The sequence below is a fragment of the Niallia sp. XMNu-256 genome (assembly GCF_036670015.1).
GTDB lineage: Bacteria > Bacillota > Bacilli > Bacillales > Cytobacillaceae > Bacillus_BD.
On record NZ_CP137636.1, the window covers coordinates 806,684 to 827,206 of the forward strand.

The following is a 20,523-nucleotide window of genomic DNA, read 5'->3' on the forward strand; positions in this document are numbered from 1 at the left end:
GGTGACTGGCAACTACATAAATAGTGAATCCGTCAAACCTTCTTGAGACAGCCTCATTTTGAGGTTAGACTCGAAATAAAAAATGTATGGCTAGTGTAAGGAAAATACCTGTCAATCCGCCAAAAAACACTTCGCTCGGTTCATGACCAAGTAATTCTTTTAATTCTTTTCTAACTTCCTCTTCTGGTTTTTGTGGCATTGATTTCACTTCGTCTACAAAATTTTTGAATTCAAATACCAACTGATTTAACACAGTGGCATGTTTGCCAGCCTGTCTTCTTACCCCTGAAGCATCATACATGGTAACAATTGCGAAAACGCAAGCAACCGCAAAGATGGGGGAACCTAGTCCTGATTCAATTGCAACACCGGTTGCCAAGGCAGTAACCATAGCGGAGTGAGAACTCGGCATACCGCCTGTGCTCGTCATCAATGACCAATCAAGCTTTCTTGTTGCAATATATTGGATGGGAACTTTAATAAACTGTGCAAACAACACAGCCATAAGTGCAGCCCATAAGGGAAAGTTTACAAACAAATCCATTTTTGATTGATCATCCTTTTTAATTTTAGTAGCCTCACCATATTGGCATGTTACATTTTAACAAGATAAAGTAATAAATGCCAGTGCTCTTATTCCCTTCGACAAATGAATATCCTTATTAACATAACTTGACGACACCCTATCATTAACTTACTCTAAAATTAGATCAGAATAACTTGCAAAAGGTGGAAAAAGAATTATTTAAATGAAGGAGGATTTACGATGTTTACTGTTCGCAGGCAACAACCCTTTACTGAAGAACATGAAAGTTTAATTATTGGGCTATTTGACAGGCCGGTTAAATTTGAGGAAAAACTTTTGGAATTAGATCATTCTTTTTCGGGACAATTGACTGAACTCGTTAAAAGTGGTGATATTTCAGCCCGGAAAGAACAAATTGCAAAAATACATACATTCGGACAAATTCCAAGCAAACGCCTCTATATGATTGGTCTTGGGAAGGAGAAGGAATCTTCATTTGAGGATATTCGAGAAGCTTTTGGGGTCGTTTTTAAAAGAATTAAAAAAGATAAATTAGAAGAAACAGCCATTTATTTAGATTCTTTCACAACGGAAAAGGTTGAAGCGCTAGATGTCGCCCATGCTTTAAGTGAAGCGTTTGCGCTAGCAACTTATCAATTTGAGGATTATAAACAAAAACCAAATGAGCCTGAAAAATGTATTGAAAGAATTGTAGTTTACACTGAAGAAGCTGATTCAGAAGAAATTAATGCCGCCTTAACGGTTGGATACGCGTATGGAAAAGGAACGAACTCCGCGCGAACACTTGTTAATACACCTGGAAATTTATTGACAGCAACTGATTTGGCAGAGTATGCGAAAGAATTAGCAGAAAAATATTCGTTTGAAGTAGAAGTTTTGGAAAAAGACGATATGATAAAACTCGGTATGGGAGCAATGCTGGCGGTAAACCAAGGTTCTGCTGAACCTCCTAAAATGATTGTCTTAAAGTATCAAGCGAAAGACGAGTGGACAGACGTCATTGGGTTAGTCGGGAAAGGAATTACTTTTGATACAGGTGGATATTCGATTAAAACAAAGGCTGGAATTGTCGGTATGAAAACTGATATGGGTGGTGCGGCTGCTGTTTTAGGAGCAATGGAAGTAATCGGAGAGTTAAGACCAGAACAAAATGTAGTGGCTGTGATTCCGTCGACAGATAATATGATTAGTGGGAATGCTTTAAAGCCAGATGATGTGATTATGTCAATGAGTGGAAAAACAATAGAAGTATTAAATACGGACGCCGAGGGACGACTAGTGTTGGCAGATGCTGTTACCTATGCAAAACACCATGGTGCCAATTACCTAGTTGATGTAGCTACATTAACAGGAGGGGTTATTACTGCACTAGGAACTGAAACAACGGGGGCGATGACCAATAATGATGAATGGTACCAGCAAGTTTTTGAGGCTTCTATAGAAGCTGGAGAACCGATTTGGCGTTTACCAATATTTGAAAAAGATAAACAGCGGGTTCGTAATAGCAAGATGGCTGATTTAAATAATTCTCCTGGAAGTGAAGGGCATGCAATCATGGGCGGAGCATTTATTGGTGAGTTTGCTGATACAACCCCTTGGGTGCATTTAGATATTGCTGGAACGGCAACAACAAAAAAAGGTGGGAATCTGGGACCATCTGGTGCGACAGGTGTCATGGTAAGAACTTTGGCGTTACTTGTTGAAAGGTTCCAATAAGGGGAAAAAGAGGAAGCGGATTGCTTCCTCTTCTTACGTTTTAACAACTTGATAGATTCTTTAACCTCTCTAACAATACTCCTGCGTCATCAGCATGAATTACTTCACCATTTGCGATGACATAAGCCTTTTCTGTACATAATTTACAATGGCTTAAACACTCAAATTCCTTCGTAACAACATTGCGTTCATTAATAACCTGATCAAAGACTGATAAGATATCTTGATCAAAAAAACGATCCAAGTTCTTCTGACAGAATTCAAGCTTTAACGATTTTCTTTTTCCAAATAGCTTTTGAAGAAAAATGCCCATTTATTTAACATCCCCTCATTGGAGCTATCCTATAATACTCTTAATATAGCAAAGATTCATACAGGGACGTCAAGAAAAAGGGCATTAAACCCAAATATCAATTTTTAGATAAGGTTTGTTCCCAATTTGTAATTACTAGCATATTAAGTAGTATAAAGAATCCTGTTTATAAGGGATTAAGATAAAGGAGGTAATGCAAATGTATGGGTATAGAAACCCTCAATATGGATACAGAAACCCTCAAAATGGGGAAAGAGGATTTTTTCTCGCTCCTTTAGTTGGCGGACTTATCGGCGGTTTTCTGGGAGGAGCTATTTCTCGTCCTTACGGGGGGTATCCCGGTCCCGCTTTTGGAGGATACCCGGGAGTATATGGAGCGTTTCCAGGGGCTTATGGAGCTTATCCACCGTACCTAGGTTATCCTTATTATTAAATAATCAAATTCAAATATGAAAATAAAAGGAACTAGGAGTCATTCACAAACTGGTGATGCCTAGTTCTTTTTTTTCTTCAAAAAAACTTAACTGAAAAATGAAAAAAGATGAGATTGATGTTAAAATATACTTAAGTTTATTTTTAAAGACTTGACATTAATTAGGGGGTGAAAGATTGGCAGAAAATCAGCAGCATTTATTTATTGATTTTGAATTTACTATGCCTGAGAAAGGAAAAAGAACGAAAGGCTTCTATCCTGAAATAATCGAAGCTGGAATTGTCGCTGTAGTTAATGGCCATATTTATGAAAGGTACTCTACCTATGTCATACCAAATCGTTTCCCAGTATTAACGGATAGATGTAAATCCTTCCTCCATATCAGCCAAGCTCAAATTGATAAAGGTGTCACATTTCCTGAACTCATTTATAAGATTTCTAGTCTAGCAAGAGATTTTCAAAATACAGTTGTTACATGGGGAAATATGGATATGAAGGTATTACGCCATAATTGCGAAAAGGCTTCATTGCCATTTCCGATCATAGCAAAGGAAATTGATCTATCTATGGAATATAAACGATTTTTTGGTGACCAAAATCAAACAGGCTTATGGAAGGCGGTTCAAGAATATGGAAAAGATGGTGTAGGGAAGCATCACCGTGCCTTGGATGACGCACTTACTACGTATCATATTTTTAAATTAGTCGAAAAGGATAAGCAATATTTACACAATCCTGATCACACGACGATTGGTGATCGAGTTGATTTTTCGCAGCTTTTTAATAAGTTTGCTTAATTAAGCCAAATCCTTAGACTGATTTGGCTTTTATTATGCATGTAAAGTGTACAATTATTCTTTAAAATAATCCTTTTCTAATGTTTCAATATTCCTCAAACTTTTCTCTGCAAACGCGGAAGAATCTTGCTCTAATTCGAGCTTAAAGTTCCTCACAGCCATTTTTAATGACGCCTCATAATTTGGAATTTCATCTTCATATGGCTTCACCATTTTTTTCGGTATATTGGCTTGTTCTAAATAGGAAAGAGCCTTTCTTTCATGGAAAAAAGGAACATCTGCATTTTTAGGGTTGTGTAGATCTCCTTGCAATGGATGTTTAATCACAGCTAAAACTTTGACTAAATAATGTTCTGGACGGATGTCAGTTAATTCCCCAATGTATTTTCCAGTTTTGTAAATCGCAGTCACTTTATCCCCGATTTGTAATGTATCCAATTTAGGAACCTCCTTAGTACAATCACTTAATCCTTATTATGACGTACAAACATAAAAAAACAAAATAATTAGAAACAATTATATTTAGTAACAGGGGTCAGAAAATTTTGATGGTTATTTAATTAACTGTTATAATATTCAAAGAACTTATTTGAGAGAGAAGGGATTTTGTGTTTTCTTATGTTTTAGGTTTCCCGTTTCTTTACTTTCCGGAAGATAAAACAGAATACATTCCGGCTCTTATTACCATAATTATTTTTAGTGTTTTCGCTTATTTTGCCTTTCGTATTTTTGGAAAAATATCCAAAAAAGAGGAACAGAAAATTCAAGAAGAAGTTGAAAAAACATTAAAAGGCCCAATGGAAGGAAAGAACAGTCAATCATAAGGCTGTTCTTCTTTTATCTTTTATCACGCTTAATCAGAGTAAGACCGAGACTCTATCTCTAGATTGTGAGTAGTATAAAATAAGATAGGTGGGGGATCAGCTGCCCTAAAATCTCCGAAATAATGATCACAGACTAAATACGCCTCCGGCAACGTCTGTGTGACCAGTTAGCTGTGGTCTAAAGCTTTCCATCAGTCGGGGGATGAAAGAAAACTTCACTGATGGAAGTTTCACTTTATGCCAAAAGTTTAATTTTATTCGCATTTGTCAACACTAGAGACGAATCGTAAGGTGGAGGCTGTATAAAAATGAAAAAAATAAGTTTATTTCTTTTGTTCCTTTTTTTAACAGGTTGTGTAGGAGAAGAAGTGACTAAAATGGATGTGAAAATGCACAATGCTGATGGGGATACACTTGGTACGATTACTCTAACCGAGCAGGCAAGTGGGATTAAATTAGATATAGACTTAAGTGGTTTGCCTTCAGGTGAACATGCAATGCATATTCATGATAAAAGTTCTTGTGAAGGACCTGATTTTAAGTCAGCAGGCGATCATTTTAATCCAGATGATAAGAAACACGGTTTGCTTCATCCTGAAGGGGCGCATGCAGGAGATTTGCCAAACATCATTGTGAAGGAAGGCGGTGTAGTAAAAGCAGAATTAAAGGCCCCTTTAGTAACATTGAAGGAAGGGAAAGCTTCTCTGTTAACAAAGGATGGGAAATCGATTGTTATTCATGACGGTAAAGACGATGGCATGTCACAACCAGCCGGGGATGCTGGAGAGCGAATTGCATGTGGAGAGATAACTAAGCAATAGAAGAGGGAAAAATGATTATAAAAAAAGACAGACCAAAAAGAAGAAGAATGATCTACTTTAGTAGAATAGAACTTCTTCTTTTTGTATTTTAGGGAAATGAAGTAAAATTGTATATAATATGAAATGGATTCATATTTACATTTAAAAGCTAGTATTTTAAGATAAAACAGGGATCAATTCTATTATTATTAACGATAAACTTATTGGAGGCTTCTCTATGAAACTAACTGAAAAGGAAATGGAGATTATCGAGATCATTGAAAAGGATGCTCGATTACCAATTGAAAGTATTGCCAAAATGACCCAATTAAGTACAGAGGAAACGGAAGAGATTATCAAAAAATTAGAAGAGCAAAGAATTATTGTCAAATATATTTCTGTTATCGATTGGGCAAAGATTGAAGAATATGCAGGTGTTCGAGCGATGATTGATGTGAAAGTAACCCCACAACGGGGAGTAGGCTTTAATGAAATTGCTGAACGCATCTATCGTTTTGAAGAGGTAAACTCTGTGTATTTAATGTCAGGGACCTATGATTTATCGGTCATAATTGAAGGTCATTCAATGAATGACATTGCACGATTTGTATTTGAAAAGTTGGCTACACTAGAATCTGTTGTTTCAACGACCACACATTTTATTCTCAAAAAATATAAGCACGATGGAATTATTTTTGAACCTGAGAAAAAAGATAGACGAATTGTGGTGTCACCTTAATGAACCAATCAACAAAGTCTTACTTATCTAAAAAAGCAAAGGAATTAAAGCCATCTGGAATCAGACGATTTTTTGATTTGGCTGCAGGCAGGGAAGGGGTTGTTTCACTCGGGGTGGGGGAACCGGATTTTGTTACTTCCTGGAATGTTAGAGAAGCGGCGATTAATTCACTTGAGCAAGGGTTTACTTCCTATACAGCGAATGCGGGGCTGATAGAGTTAAGGGAAGAAATTGCCCATTATATGTCAACAAGATTTCATGTTGACTATTCACCGCAAACCGAAATCATTGTTACAGTTGGGGCGAGTGAAGCGATTGATATTGCCATGAGAGCGATATTGGACCCAGGTGATGAAGTGATCGTAATAGAGCCATGTTTTGTTTCTTACGTTCCGATCGTTGAACTCGCTGGTGGTGTTGCTGTTCAAGTACAGGCATTAAAAGAAAATGATTTTAAAATAACGCCAAATCAAATAGAAAAGGCCATTACAAATAAAACGAAAGCGCTGCTTATTTGTTCACCTAATAACCCAACAGGCTCCATGTTAAATAAACAGGAACTAGAGGCTTTAGCCAAGGTAGCCATTCAACATGACTTAATTGTGGTTGCAGATGAGATCTATGCGGAACTTGTTTACGATGAGGACTATACTAGCTTGCCTTCCCTTAACGGAATGAAAGAAAGAACCATTTTAATATCAGGTTTTTCAAAAAGTTTCGCTATGACGGGTTGGAGGCTTGGATTTGTATGTTCTCCTCCTGAAATATCTGGTGCTATGCTGAAAATCCATCAGTATACGATGATGTGTGCTTCAACAATGGCCCAATACGCAGCGTTGGAAGCTTTGAAAAACGGACGAAATGAAGTTATCGAGATGGTTAAAAGTTACCGAAGACGAAGAAACTACATCGTACAATCCTTTAATGAAATGGGGCTTTCTTGTCATGTGCCAGGTGGAGCCTTTTATGCGTTTCCTTCGATCGAGTCAACAGGGTTAACTTCGCAAGAGTTTGCACAGCAATTATTAGAACAAGAAAATGTAGCTGTTGTGCCTGGTGATGTATTTGGGAAGAGCGGTGAAGGACATATCCGCTGTTCTTACGCAACCTCGATTGAAGAAATTCAAGAGGCTATGAAGCGGATCAACCGATTTTTAGAAAGTCTTGAAAAAAAGTAAAAAAAGGACAGCCTTAAAGGTTGTCCACAAAAAAAGGGGGGAATACTAGAAGGTCTTACATTATAAGGCTTTCCAGCTTTCTCCTTTTTTATTCATCAAGTTTAGGAAATCTTTGCTGTACGTACTCTATTATTTCTTTTGTTTTGATATTCTCTTGATCTTATGATATAATTTTTTATTGCGTATAATTGGAATTTTAATAACAAAAAACTAGGAGTGTTTTTAATGACTGAAAATATTGAAGTAGGTAGTGTTTTAACGGGTAAGGTTACTGGTATCCAAGCGTATGGAGCTTTTGTTGCATTAGATGAAAACAATCAAGGGCTTGTTCATATTTCTGAAATTACTCATGGATATGTAAAAGATATTAATGAATATTTAAAAGTGGGCGATGAAGTAAAAGTAAAAGTTTTATCTGTTGATAAAAATGCGGGGAAAATTGGTTTGTCGATTCGTGCAACAGAAGAAGCTCCTGCTGCAGCTCCTGAATCAAAACCTGCACCAAAATCACGGAAACGTCAAGCAGCAGCTATTCAAGCTGAAACAGAACCTGGATTCAATACACTAAGAGATAAACTGCAAGAGTGGATCGAACAATCCTCTCAAAACAATGATTTAATTAAGAAGTAAGGATCTGTATAAAAAAGGGGCTGACTCTATGAGTCAGTCCCTTTGACTATGTTTAGATGAGAACCCTACTACTCTGTTCTCAGTTCAGGACTACGTCCAAATCCTTCGTTTGATTTGAATAATAATCCTAAGTTGATAAGTCCAGCAAGTCCAACGAGTCCATAAACGAGTCGGGATAAGAAGGCGTCTTGCCCTCCGAAAAGGGATGCAACTAAATCGAATTGAAATAATCCAATTAATCCCCAATTTAATGCCCCAATGATAGTTAATACGAGTGCAGCACGTTGAATTCCGTTCATGCGTTTACCTCCCTTGTAATTTAGTATCGTACATTACTTAGAATTTAACTGCCCGAGAAAATTATACATTACATGAAAGTAATTTTTATAAAAATGTATACCCTTACAATTAATGAGGTTCCTTGATTATGTAATCTTTTTCCGCTAAAGTAAAAGAGAATCAATACAACTAATGGAGGAGCGTTCATGACACATATTCAATTTGATTATACAAAAGCTCTGCCTTTCTTTTCAGAGCATGAAATTACATACTTGCAAGATGCAGTGAAAGTGGCCCATCATTCCTTACATGAACAAACAGGTGCAGGAAGTGATTATTTAGGTTGGATTGATTTACCAGTCGATTATGACAAAGAAGAATTCTCTCGTATTCAAAAAGCGGCTGAGAAAATTAAAAATGATTCTGATGTCCTTATTGTAATTGGAATTGGTGGTTCTTATTTAGGTGCACGTGCAGCTATTGAAGCACTTCAGCATAGTTTTTTCAATGCACTCTCGAAGGAGCAGCGGAAAGCACCACAAATCATTTTTGCAGGGAACAATATTAGCTCAACTTATATGCATGACATAATCGATTTATTAGAAGGTAAAGATTTCTCGATTAATGTGATTTCCAAATCTGGAACAACGACTGAGCCAGCGATTGCTTTCCGCTTATTCCGTAAATTATTAGAAGAGAAATACGGAAAAGAAGAGGCCTTGACACGTACATATGTAACAACAGACAAAGAAAAGGGTGCACTTAAAACCGTTGCAGTTGAAGAAGGTATGGAAACCTTTGTGATACCTGATGATGTGGGTGGTCGCTATTCTGTATTAACAGCAGTTGGTCTTTTGCCTATTGCTGCGAGTGGCCTTGATATCGAAGCAATGATGAAAGGTGCAGCGGCGGCCCGTGAAGATTTTAGTTGTTCAGAGCTTAGTGAAAATCTAGCCTATCAATATGCTGCCGTAAGAAACATTTTATATAACAAAGGGAAAACTGTAGAGATGCTGATTAACTATGAACCAGCACTTCAATATTTTGCAGAATGGTGGAAACAACTATTTGGGGAAAGTGAAGGAAAAGACCAGAAAGGAATCTATCCTTCTTCCGCTAATTTCTCAACCGATCTTCACTCACTAGGTCAGTATGTCCAAGAGGGTCGTCGTATTCTATTTGAAACGGTTATTAAAGTAGAAAAGCCAAAACATGAATTAACGATTGATGAAATTGAGAAGGATTTAGATGGATTAAACTATTTAGCTGGAAAAACAGTTGATTTTGTTAATAATAAAGCGTTCCAAGGAACATTGCTTGCTCATACAGATGGCGGAGTTCCAAATCTTATTGTGACAATCCCTCAACTAGACGAATATACATTTGGGTATTTAGTGTATTTCTTTGAAAAAGCATGTGCCATGAGTGGATATTTACTTGGCGTAAATCCATTTGATCAACCAGGTGTTGAAGCCTATAAAGTGAACATGTTTGCATTGCTTGGCAAGCCAGGTTTTGAAGAGAAAAAAGTAGAGCTTGAGAAGCGATTGAAATAATGTAAAGAGTGCTGACTAAGAATCAGCACTCTTTTTAAGTAATGAGGATCAATTGATCTTTTTTTTCAATGGCGAATGGCTTTGGTGGATTCAAAATAGTAGCTCCGCCTCGTTTTACCCCTAATAAAGTCATGCCTTCTTCTAAATATTTCATCCCTAAGCTCGTATAGTCTTTATTCAGCTCGTCAATATCTGCCTCTTTAAACGTAATTTTTTCCTCTGACAACTGGTACAACAAGTCTAAAAAGGAAGTAACCATATCTTGAGAATTAATACTTTGATGAATGACAAAGCTTGTTAAAATGTTCGTCTGAATAATTTCATCCGCCCCAGCCCGCTTAGCATTGGCTATTTGATCATTCGTTAAGATCTCAATAATGGTTTCAACGTTTGGATTTAACCCTTTAACCGCAAGGAGGGTCAAAATGCTATTCATGTCTGCCTGCATCTCCCCTAAGTTTGTATCAGCGGTAATGATAACTTTGGTTGCGTTTTCAATATTGGCTTGAAGGAGAGTCGAATCTTGATTGGCTACCCCCTTTACAAAATGAATATTATGATTGGGCAGTGGGTTTTTAGTTAAGGAGGCATCAATCAAAGTGATAGAAACGGTTTTTTGTTTAATTAATAAGGATTGAACGACCTCTTTTGAACGTTCATTCCAGCCTACAATAATATAATGGTTCTTCCCTCGGAAAATGGCCTTTCCTTCAAGGTAATCATTTTGCCTTGTAGCGGCTGTTGTTGCTAAGGCAACAAAAAAGGAAGACAAGAATCCTGCGCTAGATAGGATTAAAAGAATTCCAGCGAGTCTACCAAAAATTGACGAAGGAAAAAAGTCTCCATAACCAACAGTAGAAGCGGTTATGATGGCCCACCATATGCCATCAAAAATAGTTGGGAAGGAATCTGGTTCAATAAAATGGACGATAATACCAAAGATAATAATTGATGAAATGGCAATGATAAACGTCCTAAGTAAAAGTGGTAAACGAATAAAACCTAAGTAAATCTGGCTAGGCAACATACTCACCTCAGGTATAAAAGATCCTTATCTTCCCATTATGAACGAGAAATAGCCATCTAAAACAAAAAAAGCTGATTCCTTTTGAATCAGTCTTTTTTTGCTTCAATTTGTATCCATTCCTGAGACCAATGAGTCATTTCCTCAAAAACCTTCTGTAATGCTAACCCCTTAGCAGTCAATCTATATTCAATTCTTACAGGAACTTCAGGGTAAACTTCTCGGGATACAATGTCTTCTTTCTCCAAGTCTTTTAAACGTTCAGATAGCAGACGGCCACTAATAGGCAACGAGGAGCTGATTGAGCAAAAACGTTGTGGTCCTAATAACAGTTGATTGATAATTAAGGCATTCCAACGTTTACTAAGAATCTCGGTTGCTTTGAAGAACTTAGGACAAAGGGTGTTTTCCCCCATTGTAAAACCACCTCTGTTACGAATAGTTAACATCATAATAATAGTGAATAAATTACTTGACGTCAACAATTTACGAATCTATACTTAGTTACATATAGTAAGTTTGTAATAAAGGTGTAATCTAAGTCGGAAGGATGAACTTTATGATCACTGAAAAAACAAAAAAACTCTTAATGAATAAAATGACCATTTTAAAGGATAACGATAAAAACGACCTTTGTTTAGTAGGACCAGTAAATCTTCCTGTTCAATTAGATGGGGAAGTTGTTATATTTCAATGGTATACATGGATGCCTCTAGAAGGCATTCCGGCAGAAAAAGAAATGATCCTCGAATCGATTGCAACATTGGATCTTGCACAGCATCAACAATCGTCCGTGTTGGTATATGGTGATTTTGAAAATGCGAATGAAGCCTTTATCAGGATGCATAGCATTTGCCATACGGGTGATATTTTTGGGAGTAAACGATGTGACTGTGGCTTTCAGCTTCGTCAATCGATGAAAATGATTGTTGAGAAAGGGAGCGGTGCTCTGTTTTATCTAGCGAATCACGAAGGACGAGGTATAGGCTTATTGTCAAAATCATTCGCCTATATTCTACAACAAGAGGGATACGATACAGTAGAGGCAAACCACGCGCTCGGTTTTCCGGACGATACTCGATCCTATGAAGAAGCAATTCGTGTCTTAAAAGGTCTACGAACTCGCCCGGTGACATTAATTACAAATAATCCAAGGAAGATTGAAGCCCTTAAAGCTCATGGACTAATGATACACGATCATATTCCATTATGGGGTGATATCTCTGAATATAATGAGTTTTATTTAGCGACAAAGGTTGAAAAAGCAGGGCATATTAAAAAAGGTGAGCTAATTATTGCAAACTAAGGAGAACAATATATGAAGAACGATTATGATTTTATGAAACTTGCTCTGGATTTAGCTGCCACGGCTAAAGGAAAAACAAATCCAAATCCGCTTGTTGGTGCGGTTATTGTAAAAGATGGCATGGTGGTAGGTTCTGGACTTCATCGAAAAGCAGGCGAACCACATGCAGAAGTGCATGCTTTTAGGATGGCAGGGGAGCATGCGAAAGGGGCCACACTATATGTGACACTTGAGCCGTGTTCCCATTTCGGAAAAACACCTCCTTGCGCACTCTTGGTGAAAGAATCTGGTGTTAAACGGGTTGTGATTGCGATGAAAGATCCAAATCCACTCGTTGCTGGCCGCGGCATTAAAATATTAGAAGATGCAGGGATTGAAGTAGAAGTAGGGTTGCTTGAAGAAGAGGCGAAAAAAGTAAATGAACGTTTCATTCACAATATGGTCCATGGAACTCCGTTTATAATTTCAAAAATTGCTATGACTCTTGATGGGAAAATTGCTGCTCATACTGGCCATTCTAAATGGGTTACAGGTGAGGAGTCCAGGAGAAAAGTCCATTATTTACGAAATGAAGTCGATGGCATCCTTGTCGGAATTGGAACCGTCCTTGCAGATAATCCGATGTTAACAACTAGGCTTCCACAGGGCGGTAAGAATCCAGTTCGGATTATTCTTGATTCGAAATTGCAAACTCCTATTGATGCAAAAATAACAGATTGTTCAGAAGCAGAAACGTGGATATTTGCAAAAGAAGGCAGTGAGCAAGAAAAGGCTAGAATGCTACAGGAAAAAGGGGTGCAAGTATTATTTGTTCCTGAGGTCGAAATGGGTCTCGATATACACCACATCTTAAAAGTATTATTTTCAAAAGGGATTACTGATGTACTTGTTGAGGGGGGAAGTGAAGTGAATGGTTCGTTTTTACGAGCGGGTCTAATTAATAAATTCCTCATGTATGTAGCCCCAAAAATATTAGGTGGACGACATTCGCTTACTCCCTATACTGGTGTTGATGTAGACTCGATGGATGAGGCTATTGCTGTTGATTGGGATACGATTGAACAAATTGGTGAAGATCTCCTCATTACAGCATATCCCAAGAGAAAGGGATAGGAAATACTTTGCAACCCTGAAACAACATGAAAAGTAAGGGTGATAAACATGAATGAATATGATTATCAGGCGGATGTGTGTATCGTAGGTGCTGGTCCTGGTGGCGCATTATTAGCCTATTTACTTGCGAGCCATGGAATCTCTGCGATTTTAGTTGAAAGGAATTCACATATTAATAAAGAATTCAGAGGCGAGCATTTAAATGAAGTAGGTGAAGACATCCTTCACAGGTACGGACTTTTTAATGAACTTGAAAAAATTGGTTTATTACGAATGCAGAAGGTAGAATATTGGGACCAAGGTAAAGTCATTAAGACCATTTTACCAACGCCAAGTATCGGTCATGTAGGTATACATGTTCCGCAAAATCATTTACTTGGTCTTTTATTAAAAAAATCCAAACCATTATCAGACTACACTCTTTTATTAAATACGAGGGTTGTCGGATTAATCAAAGAAAACGGTCATTATAGCGGGGTTACAGCAGTAAGTGATAACAAAGAAATCAGGATTAAAAGTTCTCTTATTGTCGGGGCAGACGGTCGCTTTTCGACGGTTCGCAAGCTGGCAGAGTTCCCGGTGACAAAAATCCCTCACGGATATGATTTGCTATGGGCGCGTATCCCGGCACCAAATCAATGGGAGCCAACGATCCGTATGGCTCTTATTGATGATGAACAATTGGCTTTATTTACTCAGTATGGCGGTTACGTTCAAATAGGGTGGAATATTCCTGAAGGCTCGTTTCCTGAGATTCGAAAAGGTCCATTTGAACCTTTCATCCATCAATTAATCACTGCTTTTCCCGAGCTGGAAGAGACGGTTAGAGAAAACATTCGTTCATGGCAGGACTTTATTCTCCTTGTCGTACAGAGTAGTAAGTCTGAGACATGGGTAAAGGATCGAATCGTGATTATGGGGGATGCGGCCCATACAATGAGCCCAACAGGAGCCTTTGGATTGAATAGCTCAATGAAAGATGCGGAAACTCTTTTTCAACTCATTTATCAAAAAGGGTCAATCGATCAAATCGGTGACGAGGAGTTAAAGCGGTTTGAGGAAATCCGCAAAGGAGATGTTGAGGTACTACAATCCACTCAATTTGAGAGAGAAGCATCCTTTGGTAAACAATTTGCGCTTGTATAATCCAATTCAAAAAAAGTCCGGAATGCATCGCTAAGGCTTGCTTCCGGACTTTTATGAATAAGATTGTTTATTTTCATTCCATTTAGAGAAGCTCCCTGTTCCATTACAAGATAGACATTCTAACGTCTCAGGATAAAAATATTCATTAACTATAGGTATCTGAAATCCCTTCCCATAACAATCAGGACAATTCCCCGATGATTCAGCTTGAGCGATTTTTTTCTCATATAAGTTATTTTTTAAGTTAGAGAAATAACTAAATAACCCCATGACTTTAACACTCCCATCTTTAATGTTATCTTATGCAAAAACAGGTGAGGATGTTTATAGTGCATTACTATTATTTGGCATAATTATAATTTTATACATGCCGATCCATTTCCAAAGAATGTGGTTACATAATTTTTCCCATTTATGTAAATAGTAAGTCCATCAAGTCTTTGAGGTGTTGGGCTTTGGATTTATTACAAACAAGAAAAGAAAAGAGATTGATCTGGGGGGCTTTGCTGATCATTGCCCTGTTCGTGTCCCCGCTTTTTATATTAGGGGAGAATGCTCATATTCGCGTTCATGATAATTTGGATTCAAACTTAGCCTGGTATAAAGTTTTAAAGGAAAGTGGTGAAATTTTCGGCTCGATTGGGGCGGTTATTCCACAGATCATGAATGGAAGTTTATCTAGAAACGCATTTGGTACTGAATGGAGTGGGATTGTTTGGCTTCATTCTCTATTTCCAACAATGTTGGCTTATGCCTTAAGTCAAAGTATTACAAGGGTATTTGCCTTTTTAGGCATGTATTTATTATTGCGGGATCACTTTTTAACCAAACAAGAGTGGGCGGTCATTCGCGTTGGGGCGGCTTTAACATTTGCTTTAACTCCTTTTTGGCCATCTGGGATGTTAAGCACATTAGGGATGCCGCTCGCCTTATGGGCTTTGCTGCATATCCGTAAAGGCAGAATATCGTGGCGGGAATATGCTGTTTTTACTTTGTTGCCACTGTATTCAAGTATTGTTCTGGGCATGTTCTTTTTTCTATTTGCAATGGGTGTACTATGGTTAGTTGATGTAATTAGAAAAAAGAAGCATAGATGGGCATTTTTAATCGCCCTCGTCTATATGGGTCTCATTTATATGTTAGTAGAATACAGGCTTGTCCACTCGTTTATTTTTGATGATGAACCAAATAGCAGGGATGAATATATCCATGCACGATTAACCTTATGGAGAGTTGTTCGTTTAACCTTTAAAAACTATATGCTTGGTCATACTCATGTGATGACCGTTCATACTTTAGTGATTTTACCATTATTGTTGATTGCCTTTTTCATTGTTTGGAAGAAGGGCTGGTGGAAACAAGAGAAATCATTCCTGTTTTTATTTATCCTAAATTTCCTATTATCATTATGGTATGCCTTTTGGTTTTATAAAGGCTGGGAACCGTTAACCCTTAAATTTCACTTTATGAATACGTTTAATTTTGCCCGATTCCACTTTTTGCGGCCTCTTGTCATCTATGTTAGCTTTGCTTTAGCATTAAAGATTCTATGGCAAGCTTTATCAAAGTGGAAGTCACTTATTATTTCTGTTTGTGTTGCTGCTCAACTCATTGTACTGATTCCATTTAATGAGGAAATTGCTTTTCAATCAAAACCTTCTGTGAAAGAGTTTTATGATGTTAAGCTTTTTTCACAAATAAAGGAATATATCGGCTTACCGGAAGACCAGTATCGAGTCGCTAGTATCGGTTTGCATCCAGCAATTGCTCAATTTAATGGATTTTACACACTGGACTCTTATAATAATTTTTATCCATTAAGCTATAAATATGAGTTTAGAAAAATCATTGAAAACGAGCTGGCAAAAAATAAAACAATCCGAACTTACTATGATGAATGGGGCGGACGTTGCTATCTATTTGCTGATGAACTAGGTAAACATTATATGTTTAAGAAGTCATCGAAGAAGAAACTAAAGAATCTTCAATTGCAAACAGATGTTTTTAAGGAAATGGGTGGACGTTACATCTTCTCAGCGGTCCCGATTATAAATGCGAAAGAGAATCAACTCGTATTAGAAAAAGAATTTACAACAAAAGAGTCTGTATGGAAGATTTATTTATATCGAGTGCGATAATGGCTGAACAACATGGAGGGAACGAAATGAGTGCACCTGTTGTAACACTTGTTGTGCCTTGTTATAACGAGGAGGAAATTCTACCATATACAATTAATCATTTACATGAACTAGTAACAGAGTTCATTCGGGATAGGTTCATTTCAGAAAAAAGTCGGATTTTATTTGTTGATGATGGCAGTCGAGATGCCACATGGTCGTTGATTTATAAAGCCAGTATTCAGACTGAACATATTCGCGGGTTAAAGCTGGCACGAAACTCCGGACACCAAAATGCGTTATTAGCAGGGTTGTTTGCTGCAAAAACGGTTTCCGATTGTGTCATATCCCTGGATGCTGATTTACAAGACGACATTGGGGTGGTTCGTTCATTTATTGAGAAGTTTAAAGAAGGCTACGAGGTCGTATATGGAGTGCGTGATAAAAGAGATACAGATACTATCTTTAAGCGTGTCACTGCTCAAGGGTTTTACAAGTTTATGGAAAAACTAGGCGTGCCCTTAGTTTATAATCATGCCGATTATAGACTTATGAGTAAACGAGCATTAGATGCATTGGAGCGATTTGATGAAGTGAATCTATTTCTACGAGGCATCGTTCCACTAATTGGATTTCAGTCAACATCTGTATATTATGACCGAAAAGAACGGCTTGCAGGTGAGACGAAATATCCGTTAAAGAAGATGCTTGCATTTGCTTTTAATGGGATAACCTCTTTTTCTGTTACTCCGATTCGCTTTGTTATGTTAACTGGGTGTGCTTTCTTTTTCACGAGTCTCATTTTTTTAAGTTACTTTTTAATCCTTAAATTTATAGGGGAAACGGAAACAGGCTGGACCTCTTTAATCACCTCGATTTGGTTAATTGGGGGCCTGCAATTAATGGCGATAGGTCTTATAGGGGAATACATTGGAAAAGTGTATCAAGAATCAAAGCGCAGGCCTAAATATATCGTTGATGTTGATCTCTTCAATCTTGGGATCCCACTAGCTGGTGATGATGAACAATCCCGTCAAGAAGAAGGTTCGTTACAAGTATTGCCAAAAATGAATTAATAAAAAGGCGGTTTCAAAGGTATTTATTTGCCCTTTTGAAACCGCCTTGCTTTATTTATTAATCATATTCTCGATCTAAATCACATTGTTCAAGTGGAATCAATTTTGACTTTTTCGTCCACTTATACCCCAACCATACAATTAGAAATAGAGGAAGTCCTACATAAGAAACTAAGATACCATACCAGTCAATCTCATCTCCCATAAAGGCAGGGAAGTTTTGTCCTAATATAACAATTGCACATAGAACAAAAGCGAATATTGGACCAAAAGGATAGAACTTAGATTGATATGGAAGATCCTTTAAGTCTTTCCCTTGAGCCACATAGGCTTTTCGGAATCGATAATGACAAACTGCAATTCCGAGCCAAGCAATAAAGCCTGACATTCCTGATGCATTTAGCAGCCATACATACACAACCCCTTCTCCAAAAAAGGATGCAAGGAAGGCAAGAGAACCGACAAGAGATGTAACGATTAAAGCGTTAATCGGAACGCCTCTTTTGTTTAACTTGGCTAAAAATTTAGGGGCTTTTCCTTCGCGGGCTAAATTCCACAGCATTCTTGTAGAAGCATACATGCCTGAATTTCCTGCTGAAAGAACAGCGGTTAAAATGATCGCGTTCATTACGGATGCAGCGAAAGCAATTCCAGCCCTTTCGAAAACTAGTGTAAATGGACTCATCGTAACATCGCCGCTCGCGAGATTTTCGTTCGTATATGGGATCAGTAACCCGATTATTAAAATGGCAAAAATATAAAATAGTAAGATTCTCCAGAACACTTGTTGAATGGCTTTTGGAATATTTTTTTCTGGATCTTCACTTTCTCCAGCAGCTGTACCAAGAAGCTCGGTTCCTTGGAACGAGAAACCGGCAGCCATAAACACCCCAAGGATGGCAAGAAATCCACCGTTAAATGGAGCATCTTCAATAGTAAAGTTGGTAAAACCAACCGCCTCTCCACCTAAAATTCCAAAAATCATTAAGATGCCAGTAATGATAAAGACAATAACGGTAATGACCTTAATCAGTGAAAACCAATACTCAGATTCACCAAAACCTTTCACTGAAAGAGTGTTAATGAGAAACATAATAAGGAGGCAAAGACTGCTCCAAATGATGGAAGGGGTATCTGGAAACCAAAATTTCATAATTAAGGAGACGGCTGCAAGTTCCGCGGCAATCGTAATTGCCCAGTTATACCAATAGTTCCATCCTAGGGCAAAACCGAAAGATGGATCAACGAATTTAGTAGCATAGGTACTAAAGCTCCCAGTTACAGGCATGTAAGCAGCCATCTCAGCTAAGCCTGTCATAAGGAAATAAACCATTGCGCCTATAAGAGCGTATGCTAGGAGGGCCCCACCAGGTCCTGCTGTATGAATCGCACCACCGCTTGCAAGAAACAAACCTGTTCCTATACAGCCTCCTAATGAAATCATCGTTAAGTGTCTGGCTTTTAACCTCCTCTGAAGTCCGCCACTCTTATGATGATCATGATGATGTTTTTCTGTAGATGTTTGCATGTAAAAAACCCCAATTTAAGTTTGATTTTTAATATTATCCCTCGACATTATACTAAATCACCTATAAATTTCAATGGAAAATATGTGAAGTGTAGGTAAGTAGCAGGACTTTTTGGTTACTCCTATACACTATGATACCAATATGATATCATAATGATAGTAAATAGATATTAGAAAGGGTGGCTTTTATGAGGGAAAAGGATATTTATAAGGTAAATGGATTTATTGGTGTCCTTATTGAAATCATCTTGCTTTTTGGAACAATTTTCTCTATCCTAACATTTACTTCAAGTGGCAGTATTCCTACATTGATTTTTGGAATTTTACTTCTTCTTTTATTCCTTTTATTGACAACAGGGTTTTCCATCATTCAACCAAATCAAGCAAAGGTATTTACGCTTTTTGGGAATTATTTAGGTGTGATCAAGCAAGAAGGATTTTGGTTTTCATTTCCTTTGACCGTAAGAAATAATGTATCGCTACGCGTTATTAACTTTAATAGTGATAAATTAAAGGTAAATGATCTTGAAGGAAATCCGATTGAAATTGCGGCAGTTGTCGTTTATAAAGTATTTGATTCAGCGAAAGCGGTATTTGATGTAGAAGATTATGAAGAATTTGTTCATATACAAAGTGAAACAGGGTTACGTCATATCGCTAGTCAGTACCCTTATGATAATTTCAATAATGATCTGGAAATCTCACTGCGACAACATTCAGATGAGGTTGGTGAAAAGATCTTCAAAGAAGATTGTCAGTTGCTGGTGTAGAGATTATTGAGGCAAGAATTATGCATTTGGCAAATTCTAGTGAAATTGCTCATTCGATGCTGCAAAGACAACAAGCGAGAGCAGTCTTAGCGGCAAGGAAGGTAATTGTCGATGGAGCCGTTTCTATGGTAAAATCAGCTATTGATCAGTTAAATGCAGAACAAGTGGTTGAGCTTGATGAAGAGAAGAGAAAAAGGCACAAATGGTAAATAATCTCTTAGTAGCTCTAGTTTCAGATAAAGGAAATCAACCAATTATTAATACGGGAAGCATTTATTAAGGTTGTGATATACGGTGCCGGAAAAAAAGCGCTATTTACTTCGGGTTGATCAAAATGTATATGATGCCCTTGAAAAATGGGCAAGTGATGAACTTAGAAGTGTAAATGCTCAAATCGAAATTATCCTGAAAAAAGCACTAAAAGAAGCAGGACGAACAAAAGAAGAGTAAAAGTTAGGTGCGAGACACTTCCATAAACTGGATGTTGGCTCGCACCTAAAGTTATATTTGAATAATTTAAAATATTATATAAATGTAATGAAAACGTTTTAAAAATAGACAAAATTCACTTTTGTACATGAAAGTTGGAATTTTTTATTTTTATTTTAAAATAGCTATTTACTTTTTTGGT

At 37.5% G+C, this 20,523-nt stretch carries 23 protein-coding genes and 1 pseudogene; 16 read left to right on the top strand and 8 right to left on the bottom strand.

Annotated features, from left to right (window positions below; all coding sequences use genetic code 11):
• Window positions 1–64: 64 nt before the first annotated feature.
• A complete protein-coding gene (locus R4Z10_RS04000; RefSeq protein ID WP_338471938.1) occupies window positions 65–544 on the bottom strand; it encodes a divergent PAP2 family protein in 480 nt (159 codons plus the stop codon).
• Window positions 545–766: 222 nt separating this feature from the next.
• Here R4Z10_RS04000 and R4Z10_RS04005 point away from each other — a divergent pair, with 222 nt between their 5' ends.
• Entirely contained in the window at window positions 767–2,263 is a 1,497-nt protein-coding gene (locus R4Z10_RS04005; protein WP_338471939.1) for a leucyl aminopeptidase, read from the top strand.
• Between the two features lie 40 nt (window positions 2,264–2,303).
• On the opposite strand, the gene R4Z10_RS04010 is transcribed toward R4Z10_RS04005, so the two are convergent.
• Complete coding sequence (locus tag R4Z10_RS04010; protein WP_338471940.1) at window positions 2,304–2,576, bottom strand: DUF1450 domain-containing protein; 273 nt, start codon at window positions 2,574–2,576, stop codon at window positions 2,304–2,306.
• 199 nt (window positions 2,577–2,775) lie between these two features.
• On the opposite strand from R4Z10_RS04010, the gene R4Z10_RS04015 reads away from it, so the two are divergent.
• Together R4Z10_RS04015 and kapD are read left to right on the top strand one after the other, a co-directional pair.
• Window positions 2,776–3,009, top strand: a complete 234-nt coding sequence (locus tag R4Z10_RS04015; RefSeq protein ID WP_338471941.1) for a hypothetical protein — start codon at window positions 2,776–2,778, stop codon at window positions 3,007–3,009.
• 176 nt (window positions 3,010–3,185) lie between these two features.
• Window positions 3,186–3,806, top strand: a complete 621-nt coding sequence (gene kapD, locus R4Z10_RS04020) for a 3'-5' exonuclease KapD (protein WP_338471942.1) — start codon at window positions 3,186–3,188, stop codon at window positions 3,804–3,806.
• 54 nt (window positions 3,807–3,860) lie between these two features.
• Here the strand turns inward: kapD and R4Z10_RS04025 are convergent, their stop codons facing one another.
• The gene (locus R4Z10_RS04025; protein WP_338471943.1) at window positions 3,861–4,244 is read right to left on the bottom strand and encodes a kinase-associated lipoprotein B; all 384 of its coding nucleotides are present in this window, start codon (window positions 4,242–4,244) and stop codon (window positions 3,861–3,863) included.
• A 170-nt stretch (window positions 4,245–4,414) separates the two neighbouring features.
• On the opposite strand from R4Z10_RS04025, the gene R4Z10_RS04030 reads away from it, so the two are divergent.
• The 5 genes from R4Z10_RS04030 (at window position 4,415) to yugI (ending at window position 7,977) form a co-directional block, all read left to right on the top strand.
• Window positions 4,415–4,630 (top strand): hypothetical protein, encoded by a 216-nt coding sequence (locus tag R4Z10_RS04030; RefSeq protein WP_338471944.1) that lies wholly within the window; start codon window positions 4,415–4,417, stop codon window positions 4,628–4,630.
• A gap of 308 nt (window positions 4,631–4,938) precedes the next feature.
• Window positions 4,939–5,451, top strand: coding sequence for a superoxide dismutase family protein (locus tag R4Z10_RS04035; protein ID WP_338471945.1), 513 nt, complete (start codon window positions 4,939–4,941; stop codon window positions 5,449–5,451).
• 217 nt (window positions 5,452–5,668) lie between these two features.
• Window positions 5,669–6,169: an Lrp/AsnC family transcriptional regulator gene (locus tag R4Z10_RS04040; RefSeq protein WP_338471946.1), complete on the top strand. Its 501-nt coding sequence runs from the start codon at window positions 5,669–5,671 to the stop codon at window positions 6,167–6,169.
• Window positions 6,169–7,347, top strand: a complete 1,179-nt coding sequence (locus R4Z10_RS04045; protein WP_338471947.1) for an aminotransferase — start codon at window positions 6,169–6,171, stop codon at window positions 7,345–7,347. The genes R4Z10_RS04040 and R4Z10_RS04045 overlap by 1 nt, the downstream gene beginning before the upstream one ends.
• 225 nt (window positions 7,348–7,572) lie before the next feature.
• Entirely contained in the window at window positions 7,573–7,977 is a 405-nt protein-coding gene (yugI, locus tag R4Z10_RS04050) for a S1 domain-containing post-transcriptional regulator GSP13 (protein WP_338471948.1), read from the top strand.
• 68 nt (window positions 7,978–8,045) lie between these two features.
• Here the strand turns inward: yugI and R4Z10_RS04055 are convergent, their stop codons facing one another.
• Entirely contained in the window at window positions 8,046–8,276 is a 231-nt protein-coding gene (locus tag R4Z10_RS04055; protein WP_338471949.1) for a DUF378 domain-containing protein, read from the bottom strand.
• A 186-nt stretch (window positions 8,277–8,462) separates the two neighbouring features.
• On the opposite strand from R4Z10_RS04055, the gene R4Z10_RS04060 reads away from it, so the two are divergent.
• Entirely contained in the window at window positions 8,463–9,812 is a 1,350-nt protein-coding gene (locus R4Z10_RS04060) for a glucose-6-phosphate isomerase (RefSeq protein ID WP_338471950.1), read from the top strand.
• 34 nt (window positions 9,813–9,846) lie between these two features.
• On the opposite strand, the gene R4Z10_RS04065 is transcribed toward R4Z10_RS04060, so the two are convergent.
• Window positions 9,847–10,836 (bottom strand): NAD-binding protein, encoded by a 990-nt coding sequence (locus tag R4Z10_RS04065; protein ID WP_338471951.1) that lies wholly within the window; start codon window positions 10,834–10,836, stop codon window positions 9,847–9,849.
• A gap of 89 nt (window positions 10,837–10,925) precedes the next feature.
• A complete protein-coding gene (locus tag R4Z10_RS04070) occupies window positions 10,926–11,252 on the bottom strand; it encodes a helix-turn-helix domain-containing protein (protein WP_338471952.1) in 327 nt (108 codons plus the stop codon).
• A 143-nt stretch (window positions 11,253–11,395) separates the two neighbouring features.
• On the opposite strand from R4Z10_RS04070, the gene R4Z10_RS04075 reads away from it, so the two are divergent.
• The 3 genes from R4Z10_RS04075 to R4Z10_RS04085 are packed head-to-tail and all read left to right on the top strand — an operon-like array spanning window position 11,396 to window position 14,401.
• Complete coding sequence (locus tag R4Z10_RS04075) at window positions 11,396–12,142, top strand: GTP cyclohydrolase II (RefSeq protein ID WP_338471953.1); 747 nt, start codon at window positions 11,396–11,398, stop codon at window positions 12,140–12,142.
• Window positions 12,143–12,154: 12 nt separating this feature from the next.
• Window positions 12,155–13,255, top strand: coding sequence for a bifunctional diaminohydroxyphosphoribosylaminopyrimidine deaminase/5-amino-6-(5-phosphoribosylamino)uracil reductase RibD (ribD, locus tag R4Z10_RS04080; protein ID WP_338471954.1), 1,101 nt, complete (start codon window positions 12,155–12,157; stop codon window positions 13,253–13,255).
• Between the two features lie 48 nt (window positions 13,256–13,303).
• Window positions 13,304–14,401: an FAD-dependent monooxygenase gene (locus R4Z10_RS04085; RefSeq protein WP_338471955.1), complete on the top strand. Its 1,098-nt coding sequence runs from the start codon at window positions 13,304–13,306 to the stop codon at window positions 14,399–14,401.
• A 51-nt stretch (window positions 14,402–14,452) separates the two neighbouring features.
• On the opposite strand, the gene R4Z10_RS04090 is transcribed toward R4Z10_RS04085, so the two are convergent.
• Window positions 14,453–14,671, bottom strand: coding sequence for a methionine aminopeptidase (locus tag R4Z10_RS04090; RefSeq protein WP_338471956.1), 219 nt, complete (start codon window positions 14,669–14,671; stop codon window positions 14,453–14,455).
• A gap of 185 nt (window positions 14,672–14,856) precedes the next feature.
• Here R4Z10_RS04090 and R4Z10_RS04095 point away from each other — a divergent pair, with 185 nt between their 5' ends.
• Together R4Z10_RS04095 and R4Z10_RS04100 are read left to right on the top strand one after the other, a co-directional pair.
• Window positions 14,857–16,539 (top strand): DUF6044 family protein, encoded by a 1,683-nt coding sequence (locus R4Z10_RS04095; protein ID WP_338471957.1) that lies wholly within the window; start codon window positions 14,857–14,859, stop codon window positions 16,537–16,539.
• 26 nt (window positions 16,540–16,565) lie between these two features.
• A complete protein-coding gene (locus R4Z10_RS04100) occupies window positions 16,566–17,594 on the top strand; it encodes a glycosyltransferase family 2 protein (RefSeq protein WP_338473159.1) in 1,029 nt (342 codons plus the stop codon).
• A 58-nt stretch (window positions 17,595–17,652) separates the two neighbouring features.
• Here R4Z10_RS04100 and R4Z10_RS04105 read toward each other — a convergent pair whose 3' ends face one another.
• On the bottom strand, window positions 17,653–19,122 hold the full coding sequence (locus tag R4Z10_RS04105; protein ID WP_338471958.1) for an amino acid permease: 1,470 nt from the start codon (window positions 19,120–19,122) through the stop codon (window positions 17,653–17,655).
• Window positions 19,123–19,310: 188 nt separating this feature from the next.
• On the opposite strand from R4Z10_RS04105, the pseudogene R4Z10_RS04110 reads away from it, so the two are divergent.
• Together R4Z10_RS04110 and R4Z10_RS04115 are read left to right on the top strand one after the other, a co-directional pair.
• Window positions 19,311–20,172: pseudogene (locus R4Z10_RS04110) on the top strand (SPFH domain-containing protein).
• A gap of 14 nt (window positions 20,173–20,186) precedes the next feature.
• Entirely contained in the window at window positions 20,187–20,342 is a 156-nt protein-coding gene (locus R4Z10_RS04115; RefSeq protein WP_338471959.1) for a hypothetical protein, read from the top strand.
• Window positions 20,343–20,523 lie beyond the last annotated feature (181 nt).

Coding starts and splice junctions, on each gene's coding strand:
- ribD (WP_338471954.1), top strand. CDS start 12,155: ATGAAGAACGATTATGATTTTATGAAACTTGCTCTGGATTTAGCTGCC.
- R4Z10_RS04055 (WP_338471949.1), bottom strand. CDS start 8,276: ATGAACGGAATTCAACGTGCTGCACTCGTATTAACTATCATTGGGGCA.
- R4Z10_RS04070 (WP_338471952.1), bottom strand. CDS start 11,252: ATGGGGGAAAACACCCTTTGTCCTAAGTTCTTCAAAGCAACCGAGATT.
- yugI (WP_338471948.1), top strand. CDS start 7,573: ATGACTGAAAATATTGAAGTAGGTAGTGTTTTAACGGGTAAGGTTACT.
- R4Z10_RS04015 (WP_338471941.1), top strand. CDS start 2,776: ATGTATGGGTATAGAAACCCTCAATATGGATACAGAAACCCTCAAAAT.
- R4Z10_RS04045 (WP_338471947.1), top strand. CDS start 6,169: ATGAACCAATCAACAAAGTCTTACTTATCTAAAAAAGCAAAGGAATTA.
- R4Z10_RS04085 (WP_338471955.1), top strand. CDS start 13,304: ATGAATGAATATGATTATCAGGCGGATGTGTGTATCGTAGGTGCTGGT.
- R4Z10_RS04060 (WP_338471950.1), top strand. CDS start 8,463: ATGACACATATTCAATTTGATTATACAAAAGCTCTGCCTTTCTTTTCA.
- R4Z10_RS04035 (WP_338471945.1), top strand. CDS start 4,939: ATGAAAAAAATAAGTTTATTTCTTTTGTTCCTTTTTTTAACAGGTTGT.
- R4Z10_RS04005 (WP_338471939.1), top strand. CDS start 767: ATGTTTACTGTTCGCAGGCAACAACCCTTTACTGAAGAACATGAAAGT.
- R4Z10_RS04010 (WP_338471940.1), bottom strand. CDS start 2,576: ATGGGCATTTTTCTTCAAAAGCTATTTGGAAAAAGAAAATCGTTAAAG.
- R4Z10_RS04100 (WP_338473159.1), top strand. CDS start 16,566: ATGAGTGCACCTGTTGTAACACTTGTTGTGCCTTGTTATAACGAGGAG.
- R4Z10_RS04090 (WP_338471956.1), bottom strand. CDS start 14,671: ATGGGGTTATTTAGTTATTTCTCTAACTTAAAAAATAACTTATATGAG.
- R4Z10_RS04040 (WP_338471946.1), top strand. CDS start 5,669: ATGAAACTAACTGAAAAGGAAATGGAGATTATCGAGATCATTGAAAAG.
- R4Z10_RS04105 (WP_338471958.1), bottom strand. CDS start 19,122: ATGCAAACATCTACAGAAAAACATCATCATGATCATCATAAGAGTGGC.
- R4Z10_RS04000 (WP_338471938.1), bottom strand. CDS start 544: ATGGATTTGTTTGTAAACTTTCCCTTATGGGCTGCACTTATGGCTGTG.
- R4Z10_RS04075 (WP_338471953.1), top strand. CDS start 11,396: ATGATCACTGAAAAAACAAAAAAACTCTTAATGAATAAAATGACCATT.